The following is a 23583-nucleotide window of genomic DNA, read 5'->3' as shown; positions in this document are numbered from 1 at the left end:
CAGTGGGGCGGAACACCCGGGAACACTCGGAACACCAGCAAGCGAGCAGGGAGCGCACGTGCGGCCGGTAGGCAGCAAGTACCTCCTGGAGGAGCCGCTCGGACGCGGCGCCACCGGGACCGTCTGGCGAGCCCGCCAGCGAGAGACCGCGGGCGCCGAGGCGGCCGTGGCCGGCCAGCCCGGCGAGACGGTCGCGATCAAGGTCCTCAAAGAGGAGCTGGCGAGCGACCCCGACATCGTGATGCGCTTCCTGCGGGAGCGCTCCGTCCTGCTGCGCCTCACCCACCCGAACGTCGTCCGGGTCCGCGACCTGGTCGTCGAGGGTGACCTGCTCGCCCTCGTCATGGACCTGGTCGACGGCCCCGACCTGCACCGCTACCTGCGCGAGAACGGCCCCTTCACCCCGGTCGCCGCCGCCCTGCTGACCGCCCAGATCGCCGACGCCCTCGCCGCGAGCCACGCCGACGGCGTCGTCCACCGCGACCTGAAGCCCGCGAACGTCCTGCTCAACCAGGACAGCGGCCAGATGCACCCGATGCTGACCGACTTCGGCATCGCCCGCCTCGCCGACTCCCCGGGCCTGACCCGCACCCACGAGTTCGTCGGCACGCCCGCGTACGTCGCCCCGGAGTCCGCCGAGGGCCGCCCGCAGACCTCGGCCGTCGACATCTACGGTGCCGGCATCCTGATGTACGAGCTGGTCACCGGCCGCCCCCCGTTCTCCGGCGGCAGCGCGCTCGAAGTCCTGCACCAGCACCTCAGCGCCGAGCCGCGCCGCCCCTCCACCGTCCCCGACCCGCTGTGGACGGTCATAGAACGCTGCCTGCGCAAGAACCCGGAGGAACGGCCCAGCGCCGAGAACCTCGCGCGCGGGTTGCGCGTCGTCGCCGAGGGCGTCGGCGTGCACGCCAACCCCGCGCAGATCGCCGCCGCCGAGGGCGTGGGCGCCCTGCTCGCCCCCGACCCGGCCCCCGCCGCCGTCCCGGGAGTGCCCGGCGCCGCCGACCCCACCCAGGTGCTGCCCACCGGCGCGCCCCAGGGGTCGTACGACCCGAACGCCGCCACCAGCTTCCTGCCGCACACCGGCGGCCCGGCCGGCGCCGCCGACCCCACCGCCGTCCTGCCGAACACCGGCGCCGCCGACCCGACGGCCGTCATGCCGCCGATGCCGCAGGGCGCCCCCGGACAGCAGGGTCAGCACGATCCGTACGGCCAGCCGGGGCAGCCCGAGCAGCCGCACCCGTGGCAGACCCAGCTGCGCGCCGCCCGCGACCGCAACGAGCAGACCCAGATCCAGTACCTCGACCCGGACGAGGACCCGCTGCGCCGCCGCCCCCAGCGGCAGGTCGCCCGCCCCCAGCAGCAGCCCCGCCAGGCCCCGCAGGGACGCGCCCAGCAGCCGCAGCCGCGCGGCGCCCACCAGCGCCCGCCGGCCGGGTACGGCTACCCGCAGCAGCAGCCCCAGCCGTACGCCCCGCAGCAGCAGCCCCAGCGGTACGCGCCCCCCGCCCCGGAGCCCCAGCGTCCCGTGCGCGAGCCCCGGGCGCCGCGGCAGCGCAGCGCCAACCCGATGAAGATCCCGGGCCTCGGCTGCCTCAAGGGCTGCCTGTTCACGATCGTCATCCTGATCGTCGCCAGCTGGCTGATCTGGGAACTGACCCCGCTGCACACCTGGGTCGGCGAGGGCAGGGGCTACTGGCACGAGGTGCGCAACCTCGTCCACACCGTGTCCGGCTGGGTCAAGGACATCGGCAGCGCCACCGGCAACTGACCGCAGGGTTGGGGATTTGTCGACATCCAGCGGGTGATTTCCGTCTCCGCGGTGAAGGTTGGCTCTTTCGGCGCGTAGTTTTGTCGACCGGGGTTCCCGGTCCGTCGGCCGGGGCCCGGGGGCACGCGGTGTCAGCGGTTGACGCCGGCGCCCCGGAATGACGCAGCAACGACAACACGCGTCTGTGGGAGCAGCCTTGGCACGGAAGATCGGCAGCCGGTACACCGCGAACCAGATCCTGGGGCGGGGCAGCGCCGGCACGGTGTGGCTGGGCGAGGGACCGGACGGCCCCGTCGCCGTCAAGCTGCTGCGCGAGGACCTCGCCTCCGACCAGGAACTCGTCGGGCGCTTCGTCCAGGAGCGCACCGCCCTGCTCGGCCTGGAGCACCCGCGCATCGTCTCCGTGCGCGACCTGGTCGTCGACGGCAACGACCTGGCCCTCGTCATGGACCTGGTCCGCGGCACCGACCTGCGCACCCGCCTGGAGCGCGAGCGGCGCCTCGCCCCCGAGGCCGCCGTCGCCGTCGTCGCCGACATCGCCGACGCCCTCGCCGCGGCCCACGCGGCCGGCGTCGTCCACCGGGACGTCAAGCCGGAGAACGTGCTCCTCGACATGCAGGGCCCCCTCGGCCCCGGCGGCGCCCACCCCGCGCTGCTCACCGACTTCGGCGTGGCCAAACTGATCGACTCCCCGAAGCGCACCCGCGCCACGAAGATCATCGGCACGCCGGACTACCTGGCCCCCGAGATCGTCGAGGGCCTGCCGCCCCGCGCCGCCGTCGACATCTACGCCCTCGCCACGGTCCTCTACGAACTCCTCGCCGGCTTCACCCCCTTCGGCGGCGGCCACCCCGGAGCCGTTCTGCGCCGGCACGTCACCGAGACCGTCGCGCCCCTGCCCGGCATCCCCGACGAGCTGTGGCAGCTGATCGTGCAGTGCCTCGCCAAGGCCCCGGCCTCCCGGCTGCGCGCCTCGGAACTCGGCGCCCGGCTGCGCGAGCAGCTCCCCACGCTCGCCGGCATGCCCCCGCTCGACGTGGACGAGCCGGACCCGGAACTCGCCGAGGACGGCACCGACGAGGCCACGGCGCCCGCCGCTTCCGCCGAGCAGGTACGACGCCGGGGCGCGGTCTCCCTCGTCCCGGGCGCCAAGCCGGACTCCAACCGCGACACCCACACCTCGATGCGGGTGCCCGCCCCCGACGAGCTGGCCGGCGGCGCGCGCGGCACCGCCCGCGTCCCCCGCCCCGCCGGCGCCCCCCGACCCGGCTCGGCCCGGCACCGCGCCCAGGCCCGGCGCCGCCGGATCACCCTGGGCGTGGCCGGAGTGGTCCTCGCGGCGGCCATCGGAGCCGGGACCTGGGCGGCCCTGTCCGGCGACGACGGCGGCTCGCCCCCCGACGGCACGAACTCCTCGTCCTCCTCGTCGACCCCCTGAGCCGGGCGGTGCGGGCGGCGTACGGCCTCCGCCGGTCTCGCCGGGCGGCCCTGCCCTCGCCGCCCGGCGGAGCCGTTACGCTGGAGGCGTGGCAGTCGTCGATGTATCCGAAGAGCTGAAGTCCCTCTCCTCGACCATGGAGTCGATCGAGGCCGTCCTGGACCTCGATGGGCTGAGGGCCCAAATCGCCGTGCTCGAGGAGCAGGCCGCGGTGCCCTCCCTGTGGGACAACCCGGACGAGGCACAGAAGATCACCAGCAGGCTCTCCCACCTCCAGGCCGAGGTCAGGAAGGCGGAGGCGCTGCGCGGCCGGATCGACGATCTCGCCGTGCTCTTCGAGATGGCCGAGGAGGAGGACGACCCGGACACCCGCGCCGAGGCCGAGTCCGAGCTGGCCGCCGTGCGCAAGGCGCTGGACGAGATGGAGGTCCGCACCCTGCTCAGCGGCGAGTACGACGCCCGCGAGGCCCTCGTCAACATCCGCGCCGAGGCCGGTGGCGTCGACGCCGCCGACTTCGCCGAGAAGCTCCAGCGCATGTACCTGCGCTGGGCGGAGCAGCGCGGCTACAAGACCGAGGTGTACGAGACGTCGTACGCGGAGGAGGCGGGCATCAAGTCCACCACCTTCGCCGTCCAGGCGCCCTACGCCTACGGCACCCTCTCCGTCGAGCAGGGCACGCACCGCCTGGTCCGCATCTCGCCCTTCGACAACCAGGGCCGCCGCCAGACGTCCTTCGCGGGCGTCGAGGTGCTGCCGGTCGTCGAGCAGACCGACCACATCGAGATCGACGAGTCCGAGCTGCGGGTCGACGTGTACCGCTCCTCCGGCCCCGGCGGCCAGGGCGTCAACACCACCGACTCCGCGGTGCGCCTGACCCACCTCCCCACCGGCATCGTCGTCTCCTGCCAGAACGAGCGGTCGCAGATCCAGAACAAGGCGACCGCGATGAACGTCCTCCAGGCCAAGCTGCTGGAGCGGCGCCGCCAGGAGGAGCAGGCCAAGATGGACGCCCTCAAGGGCGACGGCGGCAACTCCTGGGGCAACCAGATGCGTTCGTACGTCCTGCACCCGTACCAGATGGTCAAGGACCTGCGCACCGAGCACGAAGTCGGCAACCCGGAGGCCGTGTTCAACGGTGAGATCGACGGGTTCCTGGAAGCCGGAATTCGCTGGCGCAAGCAGCAGGAGAAGTAACCGGTCGAATATCTTTGTCGACATGACAACTGCCGCCCCTGAGGCGGCAGTTGTCATTTGTCTGGGTTTTACATCACACTCACAGGCTGTAAGTCCCGGCAAACGCCACTCCATTGGACATTGCACTCGGAACGGCCTTGACGTGCCTTTGACCCATGGGCAAGGGTGAGCGTGGCATGCGCATTTCCGGGGTGCATGTGAACCGGGGGAGAGGAACGGCTCGGACGTCGACGTCCGAATCCGTCAGCTGCCTCCGTCGATCACGGCACACCCTGCGCGCGGCCTCATTGACGACCAGCTACTGGGGGTAGCAACCATATGACGAAGAAGACGCGCGTCCGGGTCGCGCGCATAGCCGCCGGCGCGGTCATCGCGGCCGGCGCCTCGCTGACGGCGGCGGGTGCGGCCTCGGCGATGGACGCGAATGTCCAGCTGGGCCCGATCACGGTGGACGCGAAGACCGGGCCGAACGACCCCGGTGATCCTTGCCCGGTCGGCATCTGCACCACTACGGGTGGCGACCCGTCCACCACGGGTGGGGACCCCTCGACGACCGGTGGGGACCCGTCCACCACGGGTGGCGACCCGTCCACGACCGGCGGGGACCCGTCCACCACGGGTGGCGACCCGTCCACGACCGGTGGCGACCCGTCCACCACGGGTGGGGACCCCTCGACGACCGGCGGGGACCCGTCCACCACGGGTGGCGACCCGTCCACGACCGGCGGGGACCCGTCCACCACGGGTGGCGACCCGTCCACGACCGGTGGCGACCCCTCGACCACGGGTGGGGACCCCTCCACGACCGGTGGGGACCCGTCCACCACGGGTGGCGACCCCTCCACGACCGGTGGGAACGGCTCGTCCGGTGGTAATTCCGGCGGTAACGGTGCGGGCGGCGACCACGGCAACTCCGGTGGCAACGGCACCGGCGGCGACCACGGCACGGCCGGTGGGAACTCCACCGGCGGCGGTTCCAGCACCAACGGCGGTACCACTCCCGACGGCGGCGGCAACAACACCGTCCCGCAGGAGCAGGGCTCCTCGGCCCTCACCGACACCGGCTCCGACACCACGGCCAAGGGCGGTGACAAGCAGCTCGCCGAGACCGGTGCCGGTCAGACCGCGTTCCTGCTCATCGGCGCGGCCACGATGATCGCCGGCGGCATCGGCTTCCGCGTGCTGCCGCGTCTCGCGGCCGGCCGGGGCGGCGCTGCGGCCTGACCGTAGCCCCACGGGTACGGAACGTACTCACCAGGCACGACGAAGGGCCCGGAGCCTCACGCTCCGGGCCCTTCGGCCTGTCTGTGGGGACCCTCGTCAGACGGTCTGGTGCGCCAGCAGCACCACCGCGGCGATCAGCACCGCGAGCAGCGCGATCAGCGCAGCGGGGTTCAGCCCGGCGAAGAAGCCCTCCTGCTGCAGCCGCTCGCGGTTGGCACGGCACACCGGGCACCGGCCCTCACTCACGGGCGCCGCGCAGTTCGCGCACACCAACCGGTCGTACGTCATGCGCTCGCCCTCCTCGCACCGGCCATCACACACAACAACGTCTGCGGGAACGAGAACGTTCCCCTTACCACTGTGCCAGGTTCCCCCGGAGCGTGCGCGGGGCCCCGTCAAAGGGCCGGTACCACAAGCCGCTGCACAAAAGCGCACAAGCCACCCGGAACCCGGTAGGGCCCTGCGCTTGCGCGCCCGGGTCGCGTATGGTCACGCTCATCTACCCCCGGCGACCCGTGGTGCATCCGTGATCCGATTCGACAACGTCTCCAAGGTCTACCCCAAACAGACCCGCCCAGCCCTCAGGGATGTCTCCCTGGAGGTGGAGAAGGGCGAGTTCGTGTTCCTGGTGGGGTCCTCCGGCTCCGGAAAGTCCACCTTCCTGCGGCTCGTCCTCCGTGAGGAGCGGTGCAGCCACGGCCAGGTGCACGTGCTCGGCAAGGACCTCGCGCGCCTGTCCAACTGGAAGGTGCCGCAGATGCGCCGCCAGCTCGGGACGGTGTTCCAGGACTTCCGGCTGCTGCCCAACAAGACGGTCGCCGAGAACGTCGCCTTCGCCCAGGAGGTCATCGGCAAGTCCAAGGGCGAGATCCGCAAGTCCGTGCCGCAGGTCCTCGACCTCGTCGGACTCGGCGGCAAGGAGGACCGCAGGCCGGGCGAGCTGTCCGGCGGCGAGCAGCAGCGCGTCGCCATCGCGCGGGCCTTCGTCAACCGGCCCAAGCTGCTGATCGCCGACGAGCCCACCGGCAACCTCGACCCGCAGACCTCCGTCGGCATCATGAAGCTGCTCGACCGCATCAACCGGACGGGCACCACCGTCATCATGGCGACGCACGACCAGAACATCGTGGACCAGATGCGCAAGCGCGTCATCGAGCTGGAGAAGGGCCGCCTCGTCCGCGACCAGGCCCGCGGCGTCTACGGCTACCAGCACTGAAGAACGCACTGAAGCACGCAGTGAAGCACGTTCACGACGGAAAGGCTTGACCAGACGCCATGCGCGCCCAGTTCGTCCTGTCGGAGATCGGAGTCGGTCTCCGCCGCAATCTGACGATGACCTTCGCGGTCATCGTCTCCGTCGCCCTGTCCCTGGCCCTGTTCGGCGGCTCCCTGCTGATGAGCGACCAGGTGAGCACCATGAAGGGCTACTGGTACGACAAGGTCAACGTCTCGATCTTCCTGTGCAACAAGCACGACGCCCAGTCGGACGCCAACTGCGCCAAGGGCGCGGTCACCGAGGACCAGAAGAAGCAGATCCTCTCCGACCTGCACAAGATGAGCATCGTCGAGAAGGTGTCGTACGAATCGCAGGACCAGGCGTACAAGCACTACAAGGAGCAGTTCGGCAACTCCCCGCTGGCCAGCTCCCTCACGCCGGACCAGATGCAGGAGTCGTACCGGATCAAGCTCAAGGACCCGCAGAAGTACCAGGTGATCGCCACCGCCTTCAACGGGCGTGACGGCGTGCAGTCCGTGCAGGACCAGAAGGGCATCCTGGACAACCTCTTCGGGCTGCTCAACCTCATGAACCGGGCGGCGCTCGGCGTGATGGCGCTGATGCTCGTCGTCGCGCTGCTGCTGATCGTCAACACCGTGCGCGTGTCCGCGTTCAGCCGGCGGCGCGAAACCGGGATCATGCGCCTGGTCGGTGCCTCGGGCTTCTACATCCAGGCGCCGTTCATCGCCGAGGCCGCGGTCGCCGGGCTCATCGGCGGCGGCCTCGCCTGCGTTTTCCTCGTCGTCGGCCGGTACTTCACGATCGACCACGGCATGGCCCTGTCCAGCAAGCTGACGCTGATCAACTTCGTAGGCTGGGAAGCGGTGTTGACCAAGCTCCCGCTGATCCTCGCGACGAGCGTGCTGATGCCCGCGCTGGCAGCGTTCTTCGCGTTGCGCAAGTACCTGAAGGTGTGACGCACGCCAAGAGGGCCGTACGGTCAACCGTGCGTACGGCCCTCCGCGTTGTCCTAGACTCACCGCCATGTCAGGCCGTGACCCCCTCTGTCCGCCCCGCCGTGCCCACCGCGGGGCAGCCCTGACCCTGGTCTTCGTCGGCGTCCTCGTCGCCGGGGCCGCCACCGGCTCCTTCCCGGACACCGCCGCGGAGGGCCGGACGGGCGCCGCCGGACACACGTCCGCCACCGGATCGGCCCGCACGGCCTCCGGACCCGTCCGTACGACCGCCCGGCACGAGGCCGTCCAGAAAGCCGCCGCCGAGGCCATGGCCGACGGCAAGTCCCCCATGGAAGCCGCCGAACGGGCCGTCAGCCGCAGCGGCGACCGCTGGGGCGCCGTGTACTCCCAGGGCGAGTACCAGGAGTTCCAGGAGGCCCTCGACGGCGAGTACACCGGCGTCGGCCTGTGGGCGCGGCGCGGGCGGGACGGCCGTATCGAGGTCAGCAAGGTGCAGTCCGGCTCGCCCGCCGCGGACGCCGGCATCCGCGCGGGCGACCGGCTGCGCAGCGTCGACGGCACCCGGGTCGAGGGCCGGCCCGTCACCGAGACTGTCGCCCTGCTCCGCGGCGACGCCGACGACGCCGCGGCCGGGACCACCGTCACCGTCGGCCTTCAGCGCGGCACGCGCGCGTGGAGCGAGACGCTGCGCCGGGCCCGCCTGTCGACCGACTCCGTGACCGTCCGCAGGCTGTCGGGCCAGGTCACCGTGATCAAGGTGTCCGCCTTCACCAAGGGCGTCGGCGACACCGTCCGCGCCGCCGTCCGCCGGGCCCCGGCCGGCGCCGGGATCATCCTGGACCTGCGCGGCAACTCCGGCGGCCTGGTCACCGAGGCGACCGCCGCCGCCTCCGCCTTCCTCGACGGCGGCCTCGTCGCCACGTACGACATCGACGGCACCCAGCGCTCCCTGCACGCCGACCCCGGCGGCGACACCGCCCGGCCCCTGGTCGCCCTCGTCGACGGCGGCACGATGAGCGCGGCCGAGATGCTCACCGGCGCCCTCCAGGACCGGGGGCGCGCCGTCGTCATCGGTTCCCGCACCTTCGGCAAGGGCTCCATCCAGATGCCGACCGACCTGCCCGACGGATCGGTCGCCGAGCTGACCGTCGGCCACTACCGCACCCCGTCCGGCCACGCCGTCGACGGCCGGGGCATCACCCCGGACCTGGAGGTCGCACCGGGCCCCGAGGCGCTGGAGCGGGCGGAACGGGTCCTCACGGGGCTGGGCGACCCGTCGTAGCGCGGGCCTGGGCGACCGTCGTAGCGCATCCGGTGGCCCACGGCGGCCCCACCCTTAATGCGCTTCCCTCCCACCCCCCTGGTGGTGCGAAAATGGGCGGCACTATGGCTAAGGAAAAAGGGCGCAAGCTGATCGCGCAGAACAAGAAGGCGCGGCACGACTACCACATCCTCGACACCTACGAGGCCGGTCTGGTGCTCATGGGGACCGAGGTGAAGTCGCTGCGCCAGGGGCGGGCCTCACTGGTCGACGGCTTCGTGCAACTGGACGGTCACGAAGCGTGGCTGCACAACGTGCACGTGCCCGAGTACAGCCAGGGCACCTGGACCAACCACAGCGCCCGCCGCAAGCGGAAGCTGCTGCTGCACCGCGACGAGATCGACAAGCTGGAGTCGAAGTCCCAGGAGACGGGTCACACCATCGTGCCCCTCGCCCTGTACTTCAAGGACGGCCGCGCGAAGGTCGAGATCGCGCTGGCGAAGGGCAAGAAGGAGTACGACAAGCGGCAGACCCTGCGGGAGAAGCAGGACCGCCGTGAGGCCGACCGGGCGATGTCGGCGGTACGGCGCAAGCAGCGGGCCTGAGCGGCAGCCGGGTCCGTCGGCTACCCGGGGGAATACGCTGGCACCGACCCGCGTTGGTCACGTACGATGGCACTGCACCTCACCGAGGGTGCGCGCCCCCTCTCCGGAGGGATTGAAAAAACAACATGGGGATGATCGGTTTCGACAGCGGATGTCGAAGCAGGGGAAGCGTGTCGAGGAAGCGGCCATGATCTCGTAAACCACAGGCCGAAAAAAATAATCGCCAATACCAAGCGCGATTCCTCCCACTTCGCCCTCGCTGCCTAATCAGCAGCTAAGCGAAGCTCTCACGGGAGTGTCAGCCCGGGGCTGTTCCCGACCCGGATCCTGGCATCAGCTAGGGGACTAAACCTTGATCCCGGTCACGGGGTGAAGAGGGAAACCAAACAGTGACTGGGCCCGTCGGCGACTTGTTCGCGTGATCGCCGGGGCCGAGAAAAGCGAAGCGAACTGCACACGGAGAAGCCCTGGTTCTGCACCGTTGGACGCGGGTTCGATTCCCGCCATCTCCACAACGCCCCTCCGGGGGCACCCCATGTGGGCAACGGCCCCGTCGCTTATGCGGCGGGGCCGTTGCCGTGGGGGTGGCCCACTACGGGGCGCTCTCGACTGCGGGCAGTCGTGTCGCTGGGGCGGCACGGGTGGGCGCAGGCGGCACCCTGCCAGCGCCGGTGAGCGTAGCCACCCCCAGCGCAAGCAGAGCCGCGCCCGTCGGTACGGCGTACCCGACCGTGGGCGACAGGTGCTCCACCACCCACCCCCCCACCGCCGACCCGCACGCGATGCCCCCCAGCAGCCCGGTCACCACGAGACTCATCCCCTCGTTGACCCGGTCCGCCGGCGTCCGGCGCTGGACCACCGTCATCGCCGTCACCATCGTCGGCGCCGTCGCCATCCCCGCCACCAGCAGCGCCCCCGCCAGCACCCACAGCGACCCGCTGAGACCGGCCGCCGCCCACGGCAGCGTCATCAGCACCGCCATCCCGGCCAGACAGCGCCGCAGCCCCAGCCGCACACCCGCCGGTTTCGCCGCGCCGTAGACCAGACCCGCCGCACATGACCCGGTGGCCTGCAACGCAAGCACGACACCGGCGGCCGAGAGATGCCCGTGCGCGTCGGCGAAGGCGATCGTCACGACCTCCATCGACCCGAACACCGCCCCGGTCGCGGCGAAGCACGCGAGCAGGGGCGGAATCCCGGGACTGCGCAGCGGCGAGGGCGCGGCCGACCGCCCCCGCACCGGCGGCTCGGTACCTCGCTGCGCGGCGAACACCAGCATCCCGCCGAGCAGCAGCACCGCCCCCGCGAGCGTGCCCGCCTCCGGAAAGAACGTGCCGGTCAGGAAGGACGCCAGCACCGGCCCGAGCATGAAGCACAGCTCGTCGGCGGCCTGCTCGAAGGAGTTGGCGGTGTGCAGCGCGTCCGGGTCGTCCCGGAGCAGATGGGCCCAGCGCGCGCGGGACAACCCGCCGATGTTGGGGGTGCAGGCGGTGGCACCATACGCGACGAACAGCGCCCAACTCGGCGCCCCGCACCGCACGCACACCACCATCCCCACACTCCCCAGCACCGCCACCACCGTGGCCGGTACGGCGACCCGGGCCTGCCCGAACCGGTCGACGAGCCGGGCGACCCACGGCCCGAGGACGCCGGTCGCCGCGAGCCCGGTGGCGGTGACCGCACCGGCGAGGGCGTACGACCCCCGGGCCCCGGCGATCATCACGACGGCACTCACACTGAACATGCCCATGGGCAGTCGGGCGAGCAGGTTGCCGACGGTGAAGGCGAGGGTGCCGGGCCGGGCGAAGAGCCGCCGGTAGGCACGGTCGCGGGACACGGTGATCTCTGGCATGCCTTCACCGTCACCCGGAGTGGATCACCGCGTCCAACACCTACTACGACCGTATTGACACACCGGCGTTGTAAATTCGGCACATGCCCGCCGCCCCGACAGACCCCCGCCTCCTCCGCGCCTTCGTCACGGTGGCCGAGGAGTTGCACTTCACCCGGGCGGCGGCCCGCCTGTACGTCGCCCAGCAGGCACTCAGCCGGGACGTACGGCGCCTCGAACGCGACCTGGGCACGGAGCTGTTCCTCCGTACGACCCGCCAGGTGACCCTGACCCCGGACGGCGAACGCCTCCTCCCGCACGCCCGCAAGGTCCTCGCCGCCCACGACGACCTGCTCGCCGCCTTTGGCCAGGCCCGCCCCCTCCTGGTCGACCTCAACTCACCCGGCCCGACCACCGCCCGCCGCGTCCTGCACCGCGCCCGCGAACTCGCCCCCGACCACGAGCTGATGGCCCGCTACGAAAGCGGCCTGACGGGCGCTGCCACCGAGATCCTGGCCGGCCGCCTGGACGCCTCCTTCGGCCGCTACGCCGGCCTGGACCCCGCCCTCCGCGCCGGCCTCGACCACCACCCGGTCCGCTACGAACAGATGGCGATCCTCCTGCCTGAGGCCCACCCCCTGTCCTCCCGTGGGTCCATCCCCCTCCCCTCCCTCTCCGGCGAAACGGTCTACGCGGGCGCCGGCAACCCCCGCACCCCGGAATGGACGGCCCTCGCCGAGAACCTCTTCTCCGCCCACTCCATCCACCTGGCCCCGCCCCTCCCCCTGGCCGTGGGGGACGAGGAGTTCGAGCGCATCATGTCCAAGACGGGCCACCCGGTCCTCGCGGTCCAGAACTTCCCCACCCTCCCCGGCACCGTCCTCCGCCCCCTGACTTCCCCCATCCCCCTCTCCCCCCTCTCCCTGGTCTGGCGCAAGGGCCTGACCCACCCGGCCCTGACAGCCCTCCACCGAGCGGCAACGGAACTGGGGGATGCGGAGGGCTGGCTGCGGAGGCCGCCGGGGAGCTGGATTCCCTCGGCGGACGAGGAGGCGATGACGTCGGGCCCCACACTGTCTTTGTGAGGGCCAACGCCCCGCTGACCATCGGTCATGGCGGCGTCACGGAACAGCAACCGAACGCCGACTTCCGCGCCCACTTGTCCCCATGTGCGGACTTTGCGCCATCGGGGCGACCGGGCCGCCCTTTTGCCCCCGCAGCCGACCTCGATACCGTAACGGCTGCTCAGCAAATGCCAACCGCCCCCACAGGAGCCAGCCGTGACCCGCCCCTCCCGCCTGTTCCCCACAGCGACCGCCGGCGCCATGGCCGCACTCCTGCTCACCGGCTGCGGGGGAGGGGGCGGCAGCGACACGAACTCGAACGGCAAGATCAAGGGGGCGGAAACGGGGGGTGCGACTTCGACTTCGCCGAGCGCGTCAGCGTCCACGGCTCCGGGCCGTCCGAACCTCGACATGCCAGCTGATCTGTCGTACACCTTTGACTGGCCCAAGACGGGTGACAAGGACAAGGACACCGTCCTCTCCGACAGCGAACAGTCGATCAAGGCGGTCGACCTCGCGATCGTGCACCAGGACCCGCTCGACAAGGCGTACCGCTTCTACTACGACGGTGAAGCCGCAGCTCAGACGCAGCAGTTCATCAAGGCCTATGTGAAGGCCAAGGCGCGAACGACCGGCAGTTACCGCTACTACAACCCTGTGGTGAATCTCAGCGGATCGAACGAGGCGTCTTTGGTGTACTGCGAGGATCAGGGCAAGGCCTACGACTTGTACTTGAAGACGAAGAAGGTCGACAAGACACCCGTCACCAAGAACAGCTATGTCCTGTACAGCTCGCAGATGCACAAGAACGACAAGGGCGTGTGGGTCATCCAGAAGCTCATGTCTGTGAGGGGGAGTTCGAAGTGTCAGCCCTGAGCACCGGTTCGCGGTCGCTGGTGGTGCTTCCGCTGATCGGGGTGATCCTCGTGGGAGCGTCACCTGCGGTGGCGGACAACAAGATCGGCGGCGGCGCCCAGACCCCTCCGACACCTGGAGAGAAGACGTCGGGCTCGGCATCCGATGACGGCACCCTGTCCTCCACAGCCGGCGTCATCGTCTACGACCGCTCGAAGAACGGCTCCGGCCCCACCACGGGCCCCGTCACCCCCAGCACCTCCTGGACCCCGCCCGCCTGCTGGTACGCCCCGAAGTACACCCCCGCGCAGCTGAAGGCCTACCTGGAGCCGATCTGGGAGGCCGAGTCGACCGGCTCGGAGTGGGACCTCCAACAACGCAACCGTTACGTCAAGGGCCAGCCCTACAAGGACTTCAACAAGGACAAGGCCGGCAAGGGCTACTGGTGGGACTCGTACGTCAACGAGGACTTCCCGCCTGGCTGGGACAAGTGCGACAAGCCCATCTTCTGGGTCGACAAGGGTGACCCCCCACCCGCGGACATCCCGAACGCCGTAACCCCGGAGATTCTCGCCGAACTCGCCTACAACGAGATCCGCGTCCCCACCACAAAGGTGTCCCTCGCCCCCGCCGACACGACCAAGGTCAATCTCCCTACCTGGGCCTGGCTGAACGGCGTCCGCTTCAAGCCGGTGTCGGTGACCGCCTCGGTACCCGTGCTCGGTATCTCAGCGACGACCACCGCCGAACCGGTCTCCCTCAAGATCGACCCTGGCACCCCGGACGCGGAGACCTACCCCGCTTCGGGCGCCTGCGAGCTCAAGAACGGCAGCATCGGGGAGAAGTACACCCACGGCAAGGCCGACGAGACACCCCCCTGCGGAGTCAAATACCTCCGCTCCTCAGGCAACGGCTCCTTCCCCCTGAAAGCCACCATCACGTGGAAGATCCACTGGACCGGAACAGGCATCACCGGTGACAAGCCACTGCCCGACGGCACCTTCGGCAACACCCAGGACGTCGTCGTGCAGGAGATCCAGGCGGTCAACCGCTGACGACCTTGGACAACGAAGAGGTCTGGGAGGCCGCAAAGAGGAGACACCCTCTCGGGGCCACCGTGCGCGGAACGGTGAAGGCCCGTTTCCCGTTCGGGGTGTTCCTCGAACTCGATGACGCCCCGGGCGTGCACGGCTTCCTCGACCTACTGTCACACAACCCCTGCGGCACGATCGACGACCCGGACGCGGCCCCGGTGCCCTTGCCGGAAGTCGGCGAAAGGGTCGAGGGGGTCGTAGTCGTACACGGGGACCATCAGATCCGCATCCGGGTCGGCCCCCGCTTTCGGGAGCCCCGAGGGAACGCGACGCGCAGCTACCGATACGTGGGCCCCGCCGAGCTGAAGGCCGCTGTTCGGGCGGGCAGCGGCGCCTCTCCCATCGGCTCGGCCGTCGACTTCGAAGCCTGGATCACCCGGCGGCCGGTCGAGGAGCATACGGAACCCTTCACGTTCGTCGTCGGTCTGGACGGCCTGCTCCGCCTGGCCCCACGCCGAAGCGAGCATGTGGCCTGCGCCGGAGGCGACCCCGTGCTGAGCGCCGGTGAAATCGCCTTCGTACGGGACGCAGGTCGCTGGTCCGTCAGCGAGGTCACCAACCACTCCACCGGATACTGCCCCGACGTCACCTCCTGGCCGGCGGTCGCCCGGGCACTCGACAGAGCGGCACTCAGCCACCCGCTCGACTTCACGCACCAGGTGATCTTCCGTCGCTGCCCCGCCTGCCAGGAGCACAACATCGTCCGCGAGGGCGACTTCGCCTGCGCCTTCTGCCAGGCCGACCTGCCGACGTACTGGAACGTCGCCCCGAGCACCCAGGAACGCGTCGCCACAGACCGCTGATCCAGCGAGGACGAGGACCACGGCCGCGGTGTCAGTCCCCTGAAGTACTCTTCCCGCCGATGCACACCCACCGACCGTGAGGACCAGAAGAGTTGACCGGCTTGGCTGCCTTCCCGCTGCCGTTTCAAGCGTCCCGTTCCATATCGTTCGCGAAGCCCCGAACCCTCCGGGAACTCGAGATGATGCAGTGCAGCGCGCTCATCCGGTCGAAGCCGCGGTGGTTCGACAAGATGAATGACGCCGAGACCGTCGCCAGGTGGACGCGAGAGGCGGTGGCCCAGGGCCTCACCGAGGCACAGGTCCGCTACGTGCTTGCCGAACTCCACCACTACGCCGCGTTGCGGGACGCGGGAACCGGCATCGAGGTCTCCGCCGTCGACGGGGTGTGGCAGTCGGACACACTGATCGACGACCAGCTCCGATCCCGGCTGCGCGAAGCGGTCCGGGTGCTGGAGCAGGTTCCCGAAGCGGAACAGGACTGGCATCCCGGATCCGACGGCCAGGTGCTGGACTTGGTCCACCCTTCACTGTTCTGCCTGGTGAGGGAGGCCAGCGGCGCACCCGAGACGGCGTGGCAGAACCCCACGAACCGCCACTCGAAGCACGAGTTCTCGGAGAAGTTCCAGTGGCTGCCCACGGACGTCGACGTCAGTGACGACTGTGACGTCGCCTTTCGCTCGTACGTCAACAACGTCCACCCCGAGACACATCACGAACTCGCCACCGTCCTACCGGACCTGCTCGGCCGCCTGCGCCCGCTCCTGGAGAACGTCCTCACCGACCTGCGCCACCCGCGCCCTCTCCGGATCGAGGCCGATCCCTGGGGGTGGTACGGCGACTCGGAGCCGGAGTATCCGCAAAAGGCTTCCTTCAGTGACGACCAGGCCTACAAGGACGCCCTCGAAGCATGGGAAGAGGCCCACGACGACTGGTGGGAGAACCGCCGCCCGGCCGTGCCGGACGCCCCCGCCTTCACCTCGCCCGAGCTGCCCGACGAAGCCGCCCGGGTCGACCTGCGCGGCCGCGGCCTCCAGGTCATCGTCAAGCTCGCCACCATTCACCTCACCCCGGACAAGCCCGAGTACGCCGGCGGTTCCTGGCACGTCGAGGGCATGCTGAACGAGCGGATCGTCTCGACCGGCATCTACTACTGGGACAGCGAGAACATCACCGAGAGCCGGCTCAGCTTCAGAGCGGCCCTGGACGACCCGGACTACGAGCAGAACGACGACAGCGGCATGCGGGACGTCTACGGCCTGGAGGACGAAGACGCACTGAACCAGGTGCTGGGATCGGCATCCACCCCGGCCGGCCGCTGCCTGGCCTTCCCGAACATCCTGCAACACCGCGTCGGCTCGTTCCGCCTCGCGGACCCCACCCGCCCGGGCCACCGCAAAATACTCGCGTTCTTCCTGGTCGACCCGTCGGAAAAGATCGTCTCGACCTCCGACGTACCCCCGCAGCAGCCCTGGTCCGACACCTCCACCATGACCCTCGACCAGGCCAAGAGCTACCGCGAACAGCTCATGCAAGAACGCAAGTTCTTCGTCGACGAACACAATGAGCAGCTCTACGAACGAGAGTTCTCGCTCTGTGAGCACTGAACCCCAGCACCCTTACTGCCGCGACCTCGACGAAATCGAAGAACTGTGCGCTGCCGCCACGCCAGGTCCATGGTTCGTCCGCTACCTCGACGACGACTCCGCCATGAACCTGGTGGCGATCAGCACCGTGGCGGAAGCGGGCCGGCAACACAGGTGGCCCGCCTTCGATCCTCGCGAGATGATCGCGGCCACACTCGTACAGCACCCGCGCTACGTGGACAGCGCCGACAGTCGCTGGGACGAGAACGCAGCGTTCATCGCCATGGCCCAGGGAAGCGGTGCCCAAGCTGGTGGCGGAGGTCAAGTACCTGCGGGAACTCCTGTCCGAGGGACACGACCTCCGAAAGAAGCCCGGACGGAGGCCCCCGCATCAACCACCTTCGTGAGAAAGCCCTGCTGCCCTGGACGACCTGCGCGCAGCGACGGAATGAGCCAGTTTCATGTCTTCTCGACCCGCGCCCGACTGGGAGACCGGCGAAGGTGTGTTCGGGATCAGCGATCCGGCTGAGGTGGACGCCGCGTTCGCGCGCGGCGAGAGTCATCTCGGCACTGCCGTGATCTCCTTGGCGCTCACCTGTTCGCTGGAGGAGGCATCGCCCCGGATCGTCAGGGCCATGCAATTGCCTGACCTCCACCAGCGGATCTACGCGTTCACGGCAGCGGGCGACGCCGCGCGACTCAACCAGGGACTGACGCCCGAGCTGTACGCCGCCCTTCGCACGGAGGGGATCAAGGGCCTCGCCGAGGACGCCATCCGGGACACACTGACGTTCGTACCACACCGGGACCTGCCGCCGTGGCTCAAGCGGCTACGCGTCTACCTGCGGGTGCGGGACAAACTCGAATACTGGTGGATGCTGTGCACGGACGCGGTGGAGGACGCTCGGCGCGTCCTACGGCGGCGTCGCTGAGGCGCCGGAGAGGCAGCGGCAGCACCAGCCGAGCCAACCGGAATTCCTATCCGACCAGCTCGGCGAGGAGCACTGGCAGCTTGCGCATGTCGTCGAAGACCCTCGTGCCGGGGCCTTCGAGGCGGGCCGCCGGAGTCAGACCGCCGGCGTAGCCCAGGGCCCGCATGCCGGCCGCGCGAGCCGCCCGTACGCCGGGCTGGCTGTCCTCGACCACCACGCAGGCGGCGGGGGCCACGCCCATCTGCCGGGCCGCGTGCAGGAACAGGTCGGGGGCGGGCTTGCCGTGGGCGACTTCGGTGGAGCTGTAGATGCGGCCGGCGAAGTGGTCGTAGAGGCCGGTACGGCCCAGGGTGTGCCGCATCTTCTCGTGTGAGCCGCTTGAGGCCACGCACGTCGGCAGGGTGATCGAGTCGAGTGCCTCGGGCAGTCCCTCGACGGGTGCGAGGTCCGCGTCCACCGCCTCCCGGTGCAGCTGCTCGAACCGCTCCGCCCACACTCCGGCGGTCTCCTCACCGAGCCGGGCCGCTATCTGCTCCCGGATCGCGGCGTGCGAGCGTCCGATGAACCGCTCGACGACCTCCGCCTCGGTCAGCGGCCAGCCGAGCTGTGCGCCCAGGGCCACCTGGACCCGGGCGGCGATGCGTTCGCTGTCGACGAGGACGCCGTCACAGTCGAAGATGACGAGTTCAATCGGCTTGATCACCCGGGCAGTTTAAGTCGCGGACGTGGCGACGGCGGCGTGGGAGAGGAAGTCCGTCCAGGTGGCGGGCGTGACGGTGAGGTGAGGGGCGGTCGGCCTCTTGGAGTCACGGATGTGGATCGCGGTGGCGGTGGTGGCGCCTTCAACGCAGTTGGAGGCGTCGGAGCTGGTGACGAACGCGTACCGGCACACCAACGGCCCCGCCTCCCTCCGCCTGACGGCGCTCGCCGACGGCCGGTTGCGGGTCGGGGTCTGGGACAGTCACCCCCGCATCCCCGCCCCCTTCGGGGAGCCGCCCCGGGACCACGTATCCACCACTCCCGTGGACGCCGAACGAGGTCGCGGACTGCACCTCGTCCAGCAGTGCGCCGACAGGTGCGGAGGCTGAACCCTCAGCGAGGGCCGGCTGGAACGTGGCGCGGGCAAAATGCTCTGGTTCGAGGTGGGCCGGACCAGGGACACTCATACCCCGACCTGAAAGCACAGCCCAGCAGGAGGTCCCATGTCGATTCGCCGGGTCATGCCCGACATCCGCTCGGAGGCCATGGAGGAGAGCCGGGACTTCTACGGCCTCCTGGGCTTCGAGGAGGTCATGAACCACGGCTGGGTCATGACGCTCGCCTCTCCCGCCAACCCCACCGCCCAGGTGACCTTCATGAGCCAGGACGAGACAGCCCCCGTCGTACCCGACATGAGCGTCGAGGTGGACGACGTGGACGCGGTCTACGCGGCGGTGCGTGCGAGCGGCGCCGAGATCGTGCACCCCTTGCGGGACGAGGAGTGGGGCGTACGGCGGTTCTTCGTCCGGGACCCGAACGGCCGCGTGATCAACGTGCTGAGCCACCGCCGACCGGAGTAGACGACCTCGCGGCTCAGTCGCTCGCCGGCTGCCCGTCCCCCTCCTCCACCGGATCCAGCGCCAGCCGGTACCCCCGCTTGACCACCGTCTGGATCAGCTTCGGCGCCCCCAGTGCCGTACGCAGCCGGGCCATCGCCGTCTCCACGGCGTGCTCGTCCCGGCCCGCGCCCGGCAGCGCGCGCAACAGCTCAGCCCGGCCGACCACCCACCCCGGGCGCCGAGCGAGAGCCCGCAGCAGCGCCATGCCCGCCGGCGGTACGGGCTTCAGGTCATCGTCCACCAGCACCGCGTGCCCACGGATCTCCACCCAATGTCCGGACAGGGACAGCGCGGGCGATCGACCCGGCAGTTCGGTGCACAGCAACTGCACCAGCGGGCCGAGCCGGAACCGTTCCGGCTGTACGGTCTCCACCCCGCGCTCCCGCAACGGCAGCGCGGTGACCGAGCCGACGCACGCGGGGAGTACGTCGGGGCCGAGGACGGCGAGCAGGTCGTCGAGCACTCCCCGTTCCTCCGCCCGTGACAGGAGGGACATCGCCGCGGGCGCGCTGGTGAAGGTGATGGCGTCCAGGCCGCGTGACACCGCAGCGTCGAGAAGGCGGTCCAGGGGGCCGATGTCCTCGGGCGGCATCCACCGGTACACCGGCACCGGTACGACCTCCGCGCCCCCGTCCCGCAGCGTCTCCAGGAAGCCGGGCATCAGTTCCCCGTGCAGCTGTACGGCGATGCGGCGACCCTTTACCCCCTCCGCCAGCAGCCGGTCCAGCACCTCCGCCAGCGACTCGCTCTCCGGCGACCACTCCTCCGTCAGCCCCGCGGCCCGTACGGCCCCCTTCACCTTCGGCCCACGGGCCAGCAGCTCGACTCCCCGCATCCGCCCGAGCAGCGCCTCGCCCAGCCCCCATCCCTCAGCGGCCTCCACCCACCCCCGGAACCCGATGGCGGTCGTGGCGACCACGACGTCCGGGGCGTGGTCGATGATCTCCTTGGTGGCGGCGAGGAGTTCGGCGTCGTCGGCGAGCGGCACGATGCGCAGGGCGGGCGCGTACACGACCGAGGCACCGCGCCGCTGGAGCAGCGCGCCCAGCTCCTCGGCCCGGCGCGCGGCGGTCACCCCGACGGTGAACCCGGCGAGGGGCCCGTACTGCCGCTGTTCCGGCCGAGCCTGTCCGTGTCGTACATGCTGCTGTTCGTCGTCCATGGTTCTCCTAGCTCACCACCCGCATGCCGAACGAGCCTGTCAACGCCGCATGACAGGCTCGGTTCGCCTTGATGTCGCCGGTGTTACGTCACACCTTGGCATAGCTGAGCTGCGGCTTTGACTGCGTTACCGGTCGACGGAGGTACACGGTCCAGGTCACGGTGAAGCAGGCGCCGTAGAAGACGAGGAACGCGACGAAGGCGCCGGTTCCGGAGCCGTACGACAGGAAGGACTGCCGGAAGGCCAGGTTGATCCCGACCCCGCCGAGCGCGCCGACGGCCCCGATGAGGCCCATGGCGGCTCCCGACAGCCGCCGTCCGTCGGCAGCGGCTTCCTCGCCGCGCAGCCCCTTCTCCAGGGCCTTGGCCTGGAAGATCCCGGGGATCATCTTGTACGTCGATCCGTTCCCGAGCCCGCTCAACACGAACAGGACGACGAAGACGGACACGAAGAGCGGCAGCGACCTGAGCATGCTGGCGGCGAGGAGGACCGCGGTGGCCGCGGCCATGCCGACGTAGTTCCAGAGGGTGATGCGGGCGCCGCCGTACCGGTCGGCGAGCCGGCCGCCGAGGGGGCGTACGAGGGAGCCGAGCAGCGGGCCGAGAAAGGTGAGGTAGGCCGCCTGGAGGGGCGTACGGCCGAACTGGTTCGTCAGCACCTGGCCGAAGGCGAAGCTGTAGCCGATGAACGAGCCGAACGTGCCGACGTAGAGGAAGGACATGATCCAGGTGTGTCCGTCCCTGGCGGCGTCCTTCGCAGCGCCGGTGTCGTTCTTGAGCGACGCCAGGTTGTCCATGAAGAGGGCGGCGAGGAGGGCGGCGAGGACGATCAGGGGGATGTAGATCCCCAGGAGCACGCGCGGGCCGCCGCCGTAGCCGATGATCGCGAGCGCGACGAGCTGGATGACGGGGACGCCGATATTCCCGCCCCCGGCGTTGAGCCCGAGGGCCCACCCCTTCTTCCGCAGCGGGAAGAACGCGTTGATGTTGGTCATGCTGGAGGCGAAGTTGCCGCCGCCGATGCCGGCGAGGAGTCCGACGAGGAGGAAGGTCGAGAAGGGGGTCCCCGGCTCCATGACGACGAACGCCGTGACGGTCGGCACGAGCAGCGCGCTTGCGGAAATGATCGTCCAGTTCCGCCCGCCGAAGAGGGCCACGGCAAAGGTGTACGGCACCCGGACCACGGCACCGACGAGCGTGACCACCGAGGTCAGCAGGAACTTGTCGGCCGGGGTGAGCCCGTACTCGGGGCCCATGAACAGCACCAGCACCGACCACAGGGCCCACACCGAGAACCCGATGTGCTCGGAGAACACCGACAACCACAGGTTCCGCCGGGCTGTCCGCTCCCCGGTCTCCCTCCAGAAGACCTCGTCCTCCGGGTCCCAGCGCTCGATCCAGCGCCGGCGGGTCGGGGACGGGGTTGGGCCAGGCCCGGTCATGACGCCTCCACGGTGCTCCGTCTGCCGATGCCGGCAGTGAGTGACTGGCGCCGAAGGTAGGAACACCGGGTTTCGGCACGGGGAGGCGTCGAGTCACCGGGAGGGAACTTCGGTCTCACTTGTTGGGTCGGGTGGGGGTGAGGGGCGCTGAGGCCAGACAGGGGAGAGCACAGGGGAACCGACATCCCCGGCTGAGCCGTATGGAGCCGGCCTGGTTCGAGGAGTGAGCCGGCGACTGAGTCACGGAAGCTCAGGGATCAACGTCAGCCATGCTGACAGTTCTGCGCGCACCGAAGGCTTGAAATCTAGGGCTTCGAGCCCCTTCAGGGCGGTCAACATGTTCTTGGCCCGCCGGAGCAGCAGGATCTCGCGGGAGCGCAGTGAGACGTCCCTCAGCGCAGGGAATGACTGCCCGTTTGCCGGGTCAGTGTCGGATTGAGATCCCGACAAGCTCAAAGCGCCTCCCACGGTCCTTAGTTGCCCTACTTGGCAGGATCTCTGATCGGCCCGACGGGACGGTCAGACTACTGTGCCGGGCAGTGCGGCATCCTCGCTGCACAGCATGATCCCGCCTGTGAGGAGCACGTCCCATGGCTCGCACCACCCCGCCGCGTCCTGTCGACGTCGAGGCTCTGTTTCCCGAGGTGGCCGCGTTCCGGAAGGTTGCCGTCCGGCTGCATCCGCGCATCGGTGCCCCGAGCGCGCGGGACAGCTCGCTGGGCGGGCCCGTGCTGTGGCCGCGTTCGCATCCGTGGCCGTACTGCGAGGACGATCACCCGCGCACCGCGTACTCGCCGCCGGGGACGGGACCCATCCCGCTCGTGCCGGTCCTTCAACTCTTCGCCGGGGACGTCTCCGAGTTGGTCTTCCCGGACGGCACCGATGTGCTGCAGGTGTTGTGGTGCCCCTTTGACCACGCGCAGGGCTACGTCCCTCGACCCGAGCTCTTCTGGTGGGACAGTTCGCGGCGTGACGTCGAACGGGCGAACCCGCCCCGCCCGGCCGGCGCCCGCGACGCCTACGTCCCCAACCCGTGCGTCCTGCACCCGGAACGTGTCACCGAGTACCCGGACTGGGACCTGCCGGAAGACATCTCAGACGCGCTGGAATCCAGATTCGATCAACTCGAGGAAGACACTCCCTGGTCGTACTGGTCCCACCTCTCCGTGTCCGGCGGAATCAAGGTCGGCGGCTATCCGACCTGGACCCAGGAGCCGAACTGGCCGACGTGCCCGGCGTGCAGCCGGCGCATGGACCATCTGCTGACCATCAACAGCGCCGAGTTCGACGGCGAGAGCTGGCTGACCTGGCTGCCCGTCGAGGACACCCCGGCCACCGGCACGATCTGGGACCTGCCCTACGAAAAACGAACACAGATCCAGCGCCCGCCAGGGCTCATGCTCGGCGACATGGGCGGCATCTATTTGTTCGAGTGCGCGAGGTGCCCGGACAGACCATTCGCCTATCGTTCCGACTGCTCCTGACCCATCGCATCGCGCCCTCGGATGTCGCGGAATGCTGTGGTCATCGCTC

The 23583-nt window shown here is 69.9% G+C and carries 23 protein-coding genes and 1 other RNA gene; 18 read left to right on the top strand and 6 right to left on the bottom strand.

Annotated features, from left to right (window positions below; genetic code table 11):
- Nucleotides 1-58: 58 nt before the first annotated feature.
- The 4 genes from ABZ854_RS28260 (at nt 59) to ABZ854_RS28245 (ending at nt 5628) form a co-directional block, all read left to right on the top strand.
- Nucleotides 59-1771 (top strand): protein kinase, encoded by a 1713-nt coding sequence (locus ABZ854_RS28260; protein ID WP_361215942.1) that lies wholly within the window; start codon nt 59-61, stop codon nt 1769-1771.
- Between the two features lie 196 nt (nt 1772-1967).
- Entirely contained in the window at nt 1968-3209 is a 1242-nt protein-coding gene (locus ABZ854_RS28255; RefSeq protein ID WP_361215940.1) for a serine/threonine-protein kinase, read from the top strand.
- An 88-nt stretch (nt 3210-3297) separates the two neighbouring features.
- Complete coding sequence (prfB, locus tag ABZ854_RS28250) at nt 3298-4404, top strand: peptide chain release factor 2 (protein ID WP_129308853.1); 1107 nt, start codon at nt 3298-3300, stop codon at nt 4402-4404.
- A gap of 318 nt (nt 4405-4722) precedes the next feature.
- Nucleotides 4723-5628 (top strand): hypothetical protein, encoded by a 906-nt coding sequence (locus ABZ854_RS28245; RefSeq protein WP_361215936.1) that lies wholly within the window; start codon nt 4723-4725, stop codon nt 5626-5628.
- A gap of 96 nt (nt 5629-5724) precedes the next feature.
- Here ABZ854_RS28245 and ABZ854_RS28240 read toward each other — a convergent pair whose 3' ends face one another.
- Nucleotides 5725-5916, bottom strand: coding sequence for a hypothetical protein (locus tag ABZ854_RS28240; RefSeq protein WP_129308855.1), 192 nt, complete (start codon nt 5914-5916; stop codon nt 5725-5727).
- A gap of 238 nt (nt 5917-6154) precedes the next feature.
- Between ABZ854_RS28240 and ftsE the strand changes: the two genes are divergently transcribed.
- The 5 genes from ftsE (at nt 6155) to ssrA (ending at nt 10202) form a co-directional block, all read left to right on the top strand.
- The gene (ftsE, locus tag ABZ854_RS28235; protein WP_129308856.1) at nt 6155-6844 is read left to right on the top strand and encodes a cell division ATP-binding protein FtsE; all 690 of its coding nucleotides are present in this window, start codon (nt 6155-6157) and stop codon (nt 6842-6844) included.
- Nucleotides 6845-6903: 59 nt separating this feature from the next.
- Nucleotides 6904-7821 (top strand): permease-like cell division protein FtsX, encoded by a 918-nt coding sequence (ftsX, locus tag ABZ854_RS28230; RefSeq protein WP_129308857.1) that lies wholly within the window; start codon nt 6904-6906, stop codon nt 7819-7821.
- A gap of 67 nt (nt 7822-7888) precedes the next feature.
- On the top strand, nt 7889-9103 hold the full coding sequence (locus ABZ854_RS28225; protein ID WP_361215932.1) for a S41 family peptidase: 1215 nt from the start codon (nt 7889-7891) through the stop codon (nt 9101-9103).
- 104 nt (nt 9104-9207) lie between these two features.
- Nucleotides 9208-9687: an SsrA-binding protein SmpB gene (gene smpB / locus ABZ854_RS28220; RefSeq protein WP_129308859.1), complete on the top strand. Its 480-nt coding sequence runs from the start codon at nt 9208-9210 to the stop codon at nt 9685-9687.
- Between the two features lie 127 nt (nt 9688-9814).
- Nucleotides 9815-10202, top strand: a transfer-messenger RNA (tmRNA) gene (ssrA, locus tag ABZ854_RS28215).
- Between the two features lie 77 nt (nt 10203-10279).
- Here the strand turns inward: ssrA and ABZ854_RS28210 are convergent.
- Complete coding sequence (locus tag ABZ854_RS28210; protein ID WP_361215928.1) at nt 10280-11539, bottom strand: MFS transporter; 1260 nt, start codon at nt 11537-11539, stop codon at nt 10280-10282.
- 83 nt (nt 11540-11622) lie between these two features.
- Between ABZ854_RS28210 and ABZ854_RS28205 the strand changes: the two genes are divergently transcribed.
- The 6 genes from ABZ854_RS28205 to ABZ854_RS28180 all read left to right on the top strand — a co-directional run bounded on the left by ABZ854_RS28205 (nt 11623) and on the right by ABZ854_RS28180 (nt 17849).
- A complete protein-coding gene (locus ABZ854_RS28205; protein ID WP_361215925.1) occupies nt 11623-12603 on the top strand; it encodes a LysR family transcriptional regulator in 981 nt (326 codons plus the stop codon).
- 195 nt (nt 12604-12798) lie between these two features.
- Complete coding sequence (locus ABZ854_RS28200; protein WP_361215922.1) at nt 12799-13458, top strand: hypothetical protein; 660 nt, start codon at nt 12799-12801, stop codon at nt 13456-13458.
- A gap of 83 nt (nt 13459-13541) precedes the next feature.
- A complete protein-coding gene (locus ABZ854_RS28195) occupies nt 13542-14492 on the top strand; it encodes a hypothetical protein (RefSeq protein ID WP_361216001.1) in 951 nt (316 codons plus the stop codon).
- A 341-nt stretch (nt 14493-14833) separates the two neighbouring features.
- A complete protein-coding gene (locus tag ABZ854_RS28190) occupies nt 14834-15334 on the top strand; it encodes a hypothetical protein (protein WP_361215998.1) in 501 nt (166 codons plus the stop codon).
- Between the two features lie 92 nt (nt 15335-15426).
- The gene (locus tag ABZ854_RS28185; protein WP_361215919.1) at nt 15427-16938 is read left to right on the top strand and encodes a DUF4246 domain-containing protein; all 1512 of its coding nucleotides are present in this window, start codon (nt 15427-15429) and stop codon (nt 16936-16938) included.
- A 440-nt stretch (nt 16939-17378) separates the two neighbouring features.
- Entirely contained in the window at nt 17379-17849 is a 471-nt protein-coding gene (locus tag ABZ854_RS28180) for a hypothetical protein (protein WP_361215916.1), read from the top strand.
- 46 nt (nt 17850-17895) lie between these two features.
- On the opposite strand, the gene ABZ854_RS28175 is transcribed toward ABZ854_RS28180, so the two are convergent.
- Together ABZ854_RS28175 and ABZ854_RS28170 are read right to left on the bottom strand one after the other, a co-directional pair.
- Nucleotides 17896-18552, bottom strand: a complete 657-nt coding sequence (locus tag ABZ854_RS28175; RefSeq protein ID WP_361215913.1) for an HAD family hydrolase — start codon at nt 18550-18552, stop codon at nt 17896-17898.
- 9 nt (nt 18553-18561) lie between these two features.
- Nucleotides 18562-18741, bottom strand: a complete 180-nt coding sequence (locus ABZ854_RS28170) for a DUF397 domain-containing protein (protein WP_361215910.1) — start codon at nt 18739-18741, stop codon at nt 18562-18564.
- On the opposite strand from ABZ854_RS28170, the gene ABZ854_RS28165 reads away from it, so the two are divergent.
- Together ABZ854_RS28165 and ABZ854_RS28160 are read left to right on the top strand one after the other, a co-directional pair.
- Nucleotides 18662-18937, top strand: a complete 276-nt coding sequence (locus ABZ854_RS28165) for an ATP-binding protein (RefSeq protein ID WP_361215907.1) — start codon at nt 18662-18664, stop codon at nt 18935-18937. The genes ABZ854_RS28170 and ABZ854_RS28165 overlap by 80 nt on opposite strands.
- Nucleotides 18938-19051: 114 nt before the next feature.
- Nucleotides 19052-19408 (top strand): VOC family protein, encoded by a 357-nt coding sequence (locus ABZ854_RS28160; RefSeq protein WP_361215904.1) that lies wholly within the window; start codon nt 19052-19054, stop codon nt 19406-19408.
- A 13-nt stretch (nt 19409-19421) separates the two neighbouring features.
- Here ABZ854_RS28160 and ABZ854_RS28155 read toward each other — a convergent pair whose 3' ends face one another.
- On the bottom strand, nt 19422-20609 hold the full coding sequence (locus ABZ854_RS28155) for a uroporphyrinogen-III synthase (RefSeq protein WP_361215901.1): 1188 nt from the start codon (nt 20607-20609) through the stop codon (nt 19422-19424).
- 88 nt (nt 20610-20697) lie between these two features.
- Nucleotides 20698-22050, bottom strand: coding sequence for a nitrate/nitrite transporter (locus ABZ854_RS28150; RefSeq protein ID WP_361215898.1), 1353 nt, complete (start codon nt 22048-22050; stop codon nt 20698-20700).
- Between the two features lie 590 nt (nt 22051-22640).
- Between ABZ854_RS28150 and ABZ854_RS28145 the strand changes: the two genes are divergently transcribed.
- Entirely contained in the window at nt 22641-23534 is an 894-nt protein-coding gene (locus ABZ854_RS28145) for a DUF1963 domain-containing protein (RefSeq protein WP_361215896.1), read from the top strand.
- Nucleotides 23535-23583: the final 49 nt, after the last annotated feature.

The sequence above is a fragment of the Streptomyces sp. NPDC047028 genome, assembly GCF_040644095.1.
Taxonomy (GTDB): Bacteria; Actinomycetota; Actinomycetes; order Streptomycetales; family Streptomycetaceae; genus Streptomyces.
This window is presented reverse-complemented; position numbering and strand designations above follow the sequence as displayed.

Excerpts from the sequence above, each read along its gene's own strand:
- ABZ854_RS28145 (WP_361215896.1), top strand. The coding sequence starts at position 22,641 with ATGGCTCGCACCACCCCGCCGCGTCCTGTCGACGTCGAGGCTCTGTTT.
- smpB (WP_129308859.1), top strand. The coding sequence starts at position 9,208 with ATGGCTAAGGAAAAAGGGCGCAAGCTGATCGCGCAGAACAAGAAGGCG.
- ABZ854_RS28155 (WP_361215901.1), bottom strand. The coding sequence starts at position 20,609 with ATGGACGACGAACAGCAGCATGTACGACACGGACAGGCTCGGCCGGAA.
- ABZ854_RS28245 (WP_361215936.1), top strand. The coding sequence starts at position 4,723 with ATGACGAAGAAGACGCGCGTCCGGGTCGCGCGCATAGCCGCCGGCGCG.
- ftsX (WP_129308857.1), top strand. The coding sequence starts at position 6,904 with ATGCGCGCCCAGTTCGTCCTGTCGGAGATCGGAGTCGGTCTCCGCCGC.
- ABZ854_RS28205 (WP_361215925.1), top strand. The coding sequence starts at position 11,623 with ATGCCCGCCGCCCCGACAGACCCCCGCCTCCTCCGCGCCTTCGTCACG.
- ABZ854_RS28210 (WP_361215928.1), bottom strand. The coding sequence starts at position 11,539 with ATGCCAGAGATCACCGTGTCCCGCGACCGTGCCTACCGGCGGCTCTTC.
- ABZ854_RS28225 (WP_361215932.1), top strand. The coding sequence starts at position 7,889 with ATGTCAGGCCGTGACCCCCTCTGTCCGCCCCGCCGTGCCCACCGCGGG.
- ABZ854_RS28240 (WP_129308855.1), bottom strand. The coding sequence starts at position 5,916 with ATGACGTACGACCGGTTGGTGTGCGCGAACTGCGCGGCGCCCGTGAGT.
- ABZ854_RS28160 (WP_361215904.1), top strand. The coding sequence starts at position 19,052 with ATGTCGATTCGCCGGGTCATGCCCGACATCCGCTCGGAGGCCATGGAG.
- ABZ854_RS28165 (WP_361215907.1), top strand. The coding sequence starts at position 18,662 with ATGTGGATCGCGGTGGCGGTGGTGGCGCCTTCAACGCAGTTGGAGGCG.
- ABZ854_RS28180 (WP_361215916.1), top strand. The coding sequence starts at position 17,379 with ATGTCTTCTCGACCCGCGCCCGACTGGGAGACCGGCGAAGGTGTGTTC.
- ABZ854_RS28150 (WP_361215898.1), bottom strand. The coding sequence starts at position 22,050 with ATGACCGGGCCTGGCCCAACCCCGTCCCCGACCCGCCGGCGCTGGATC.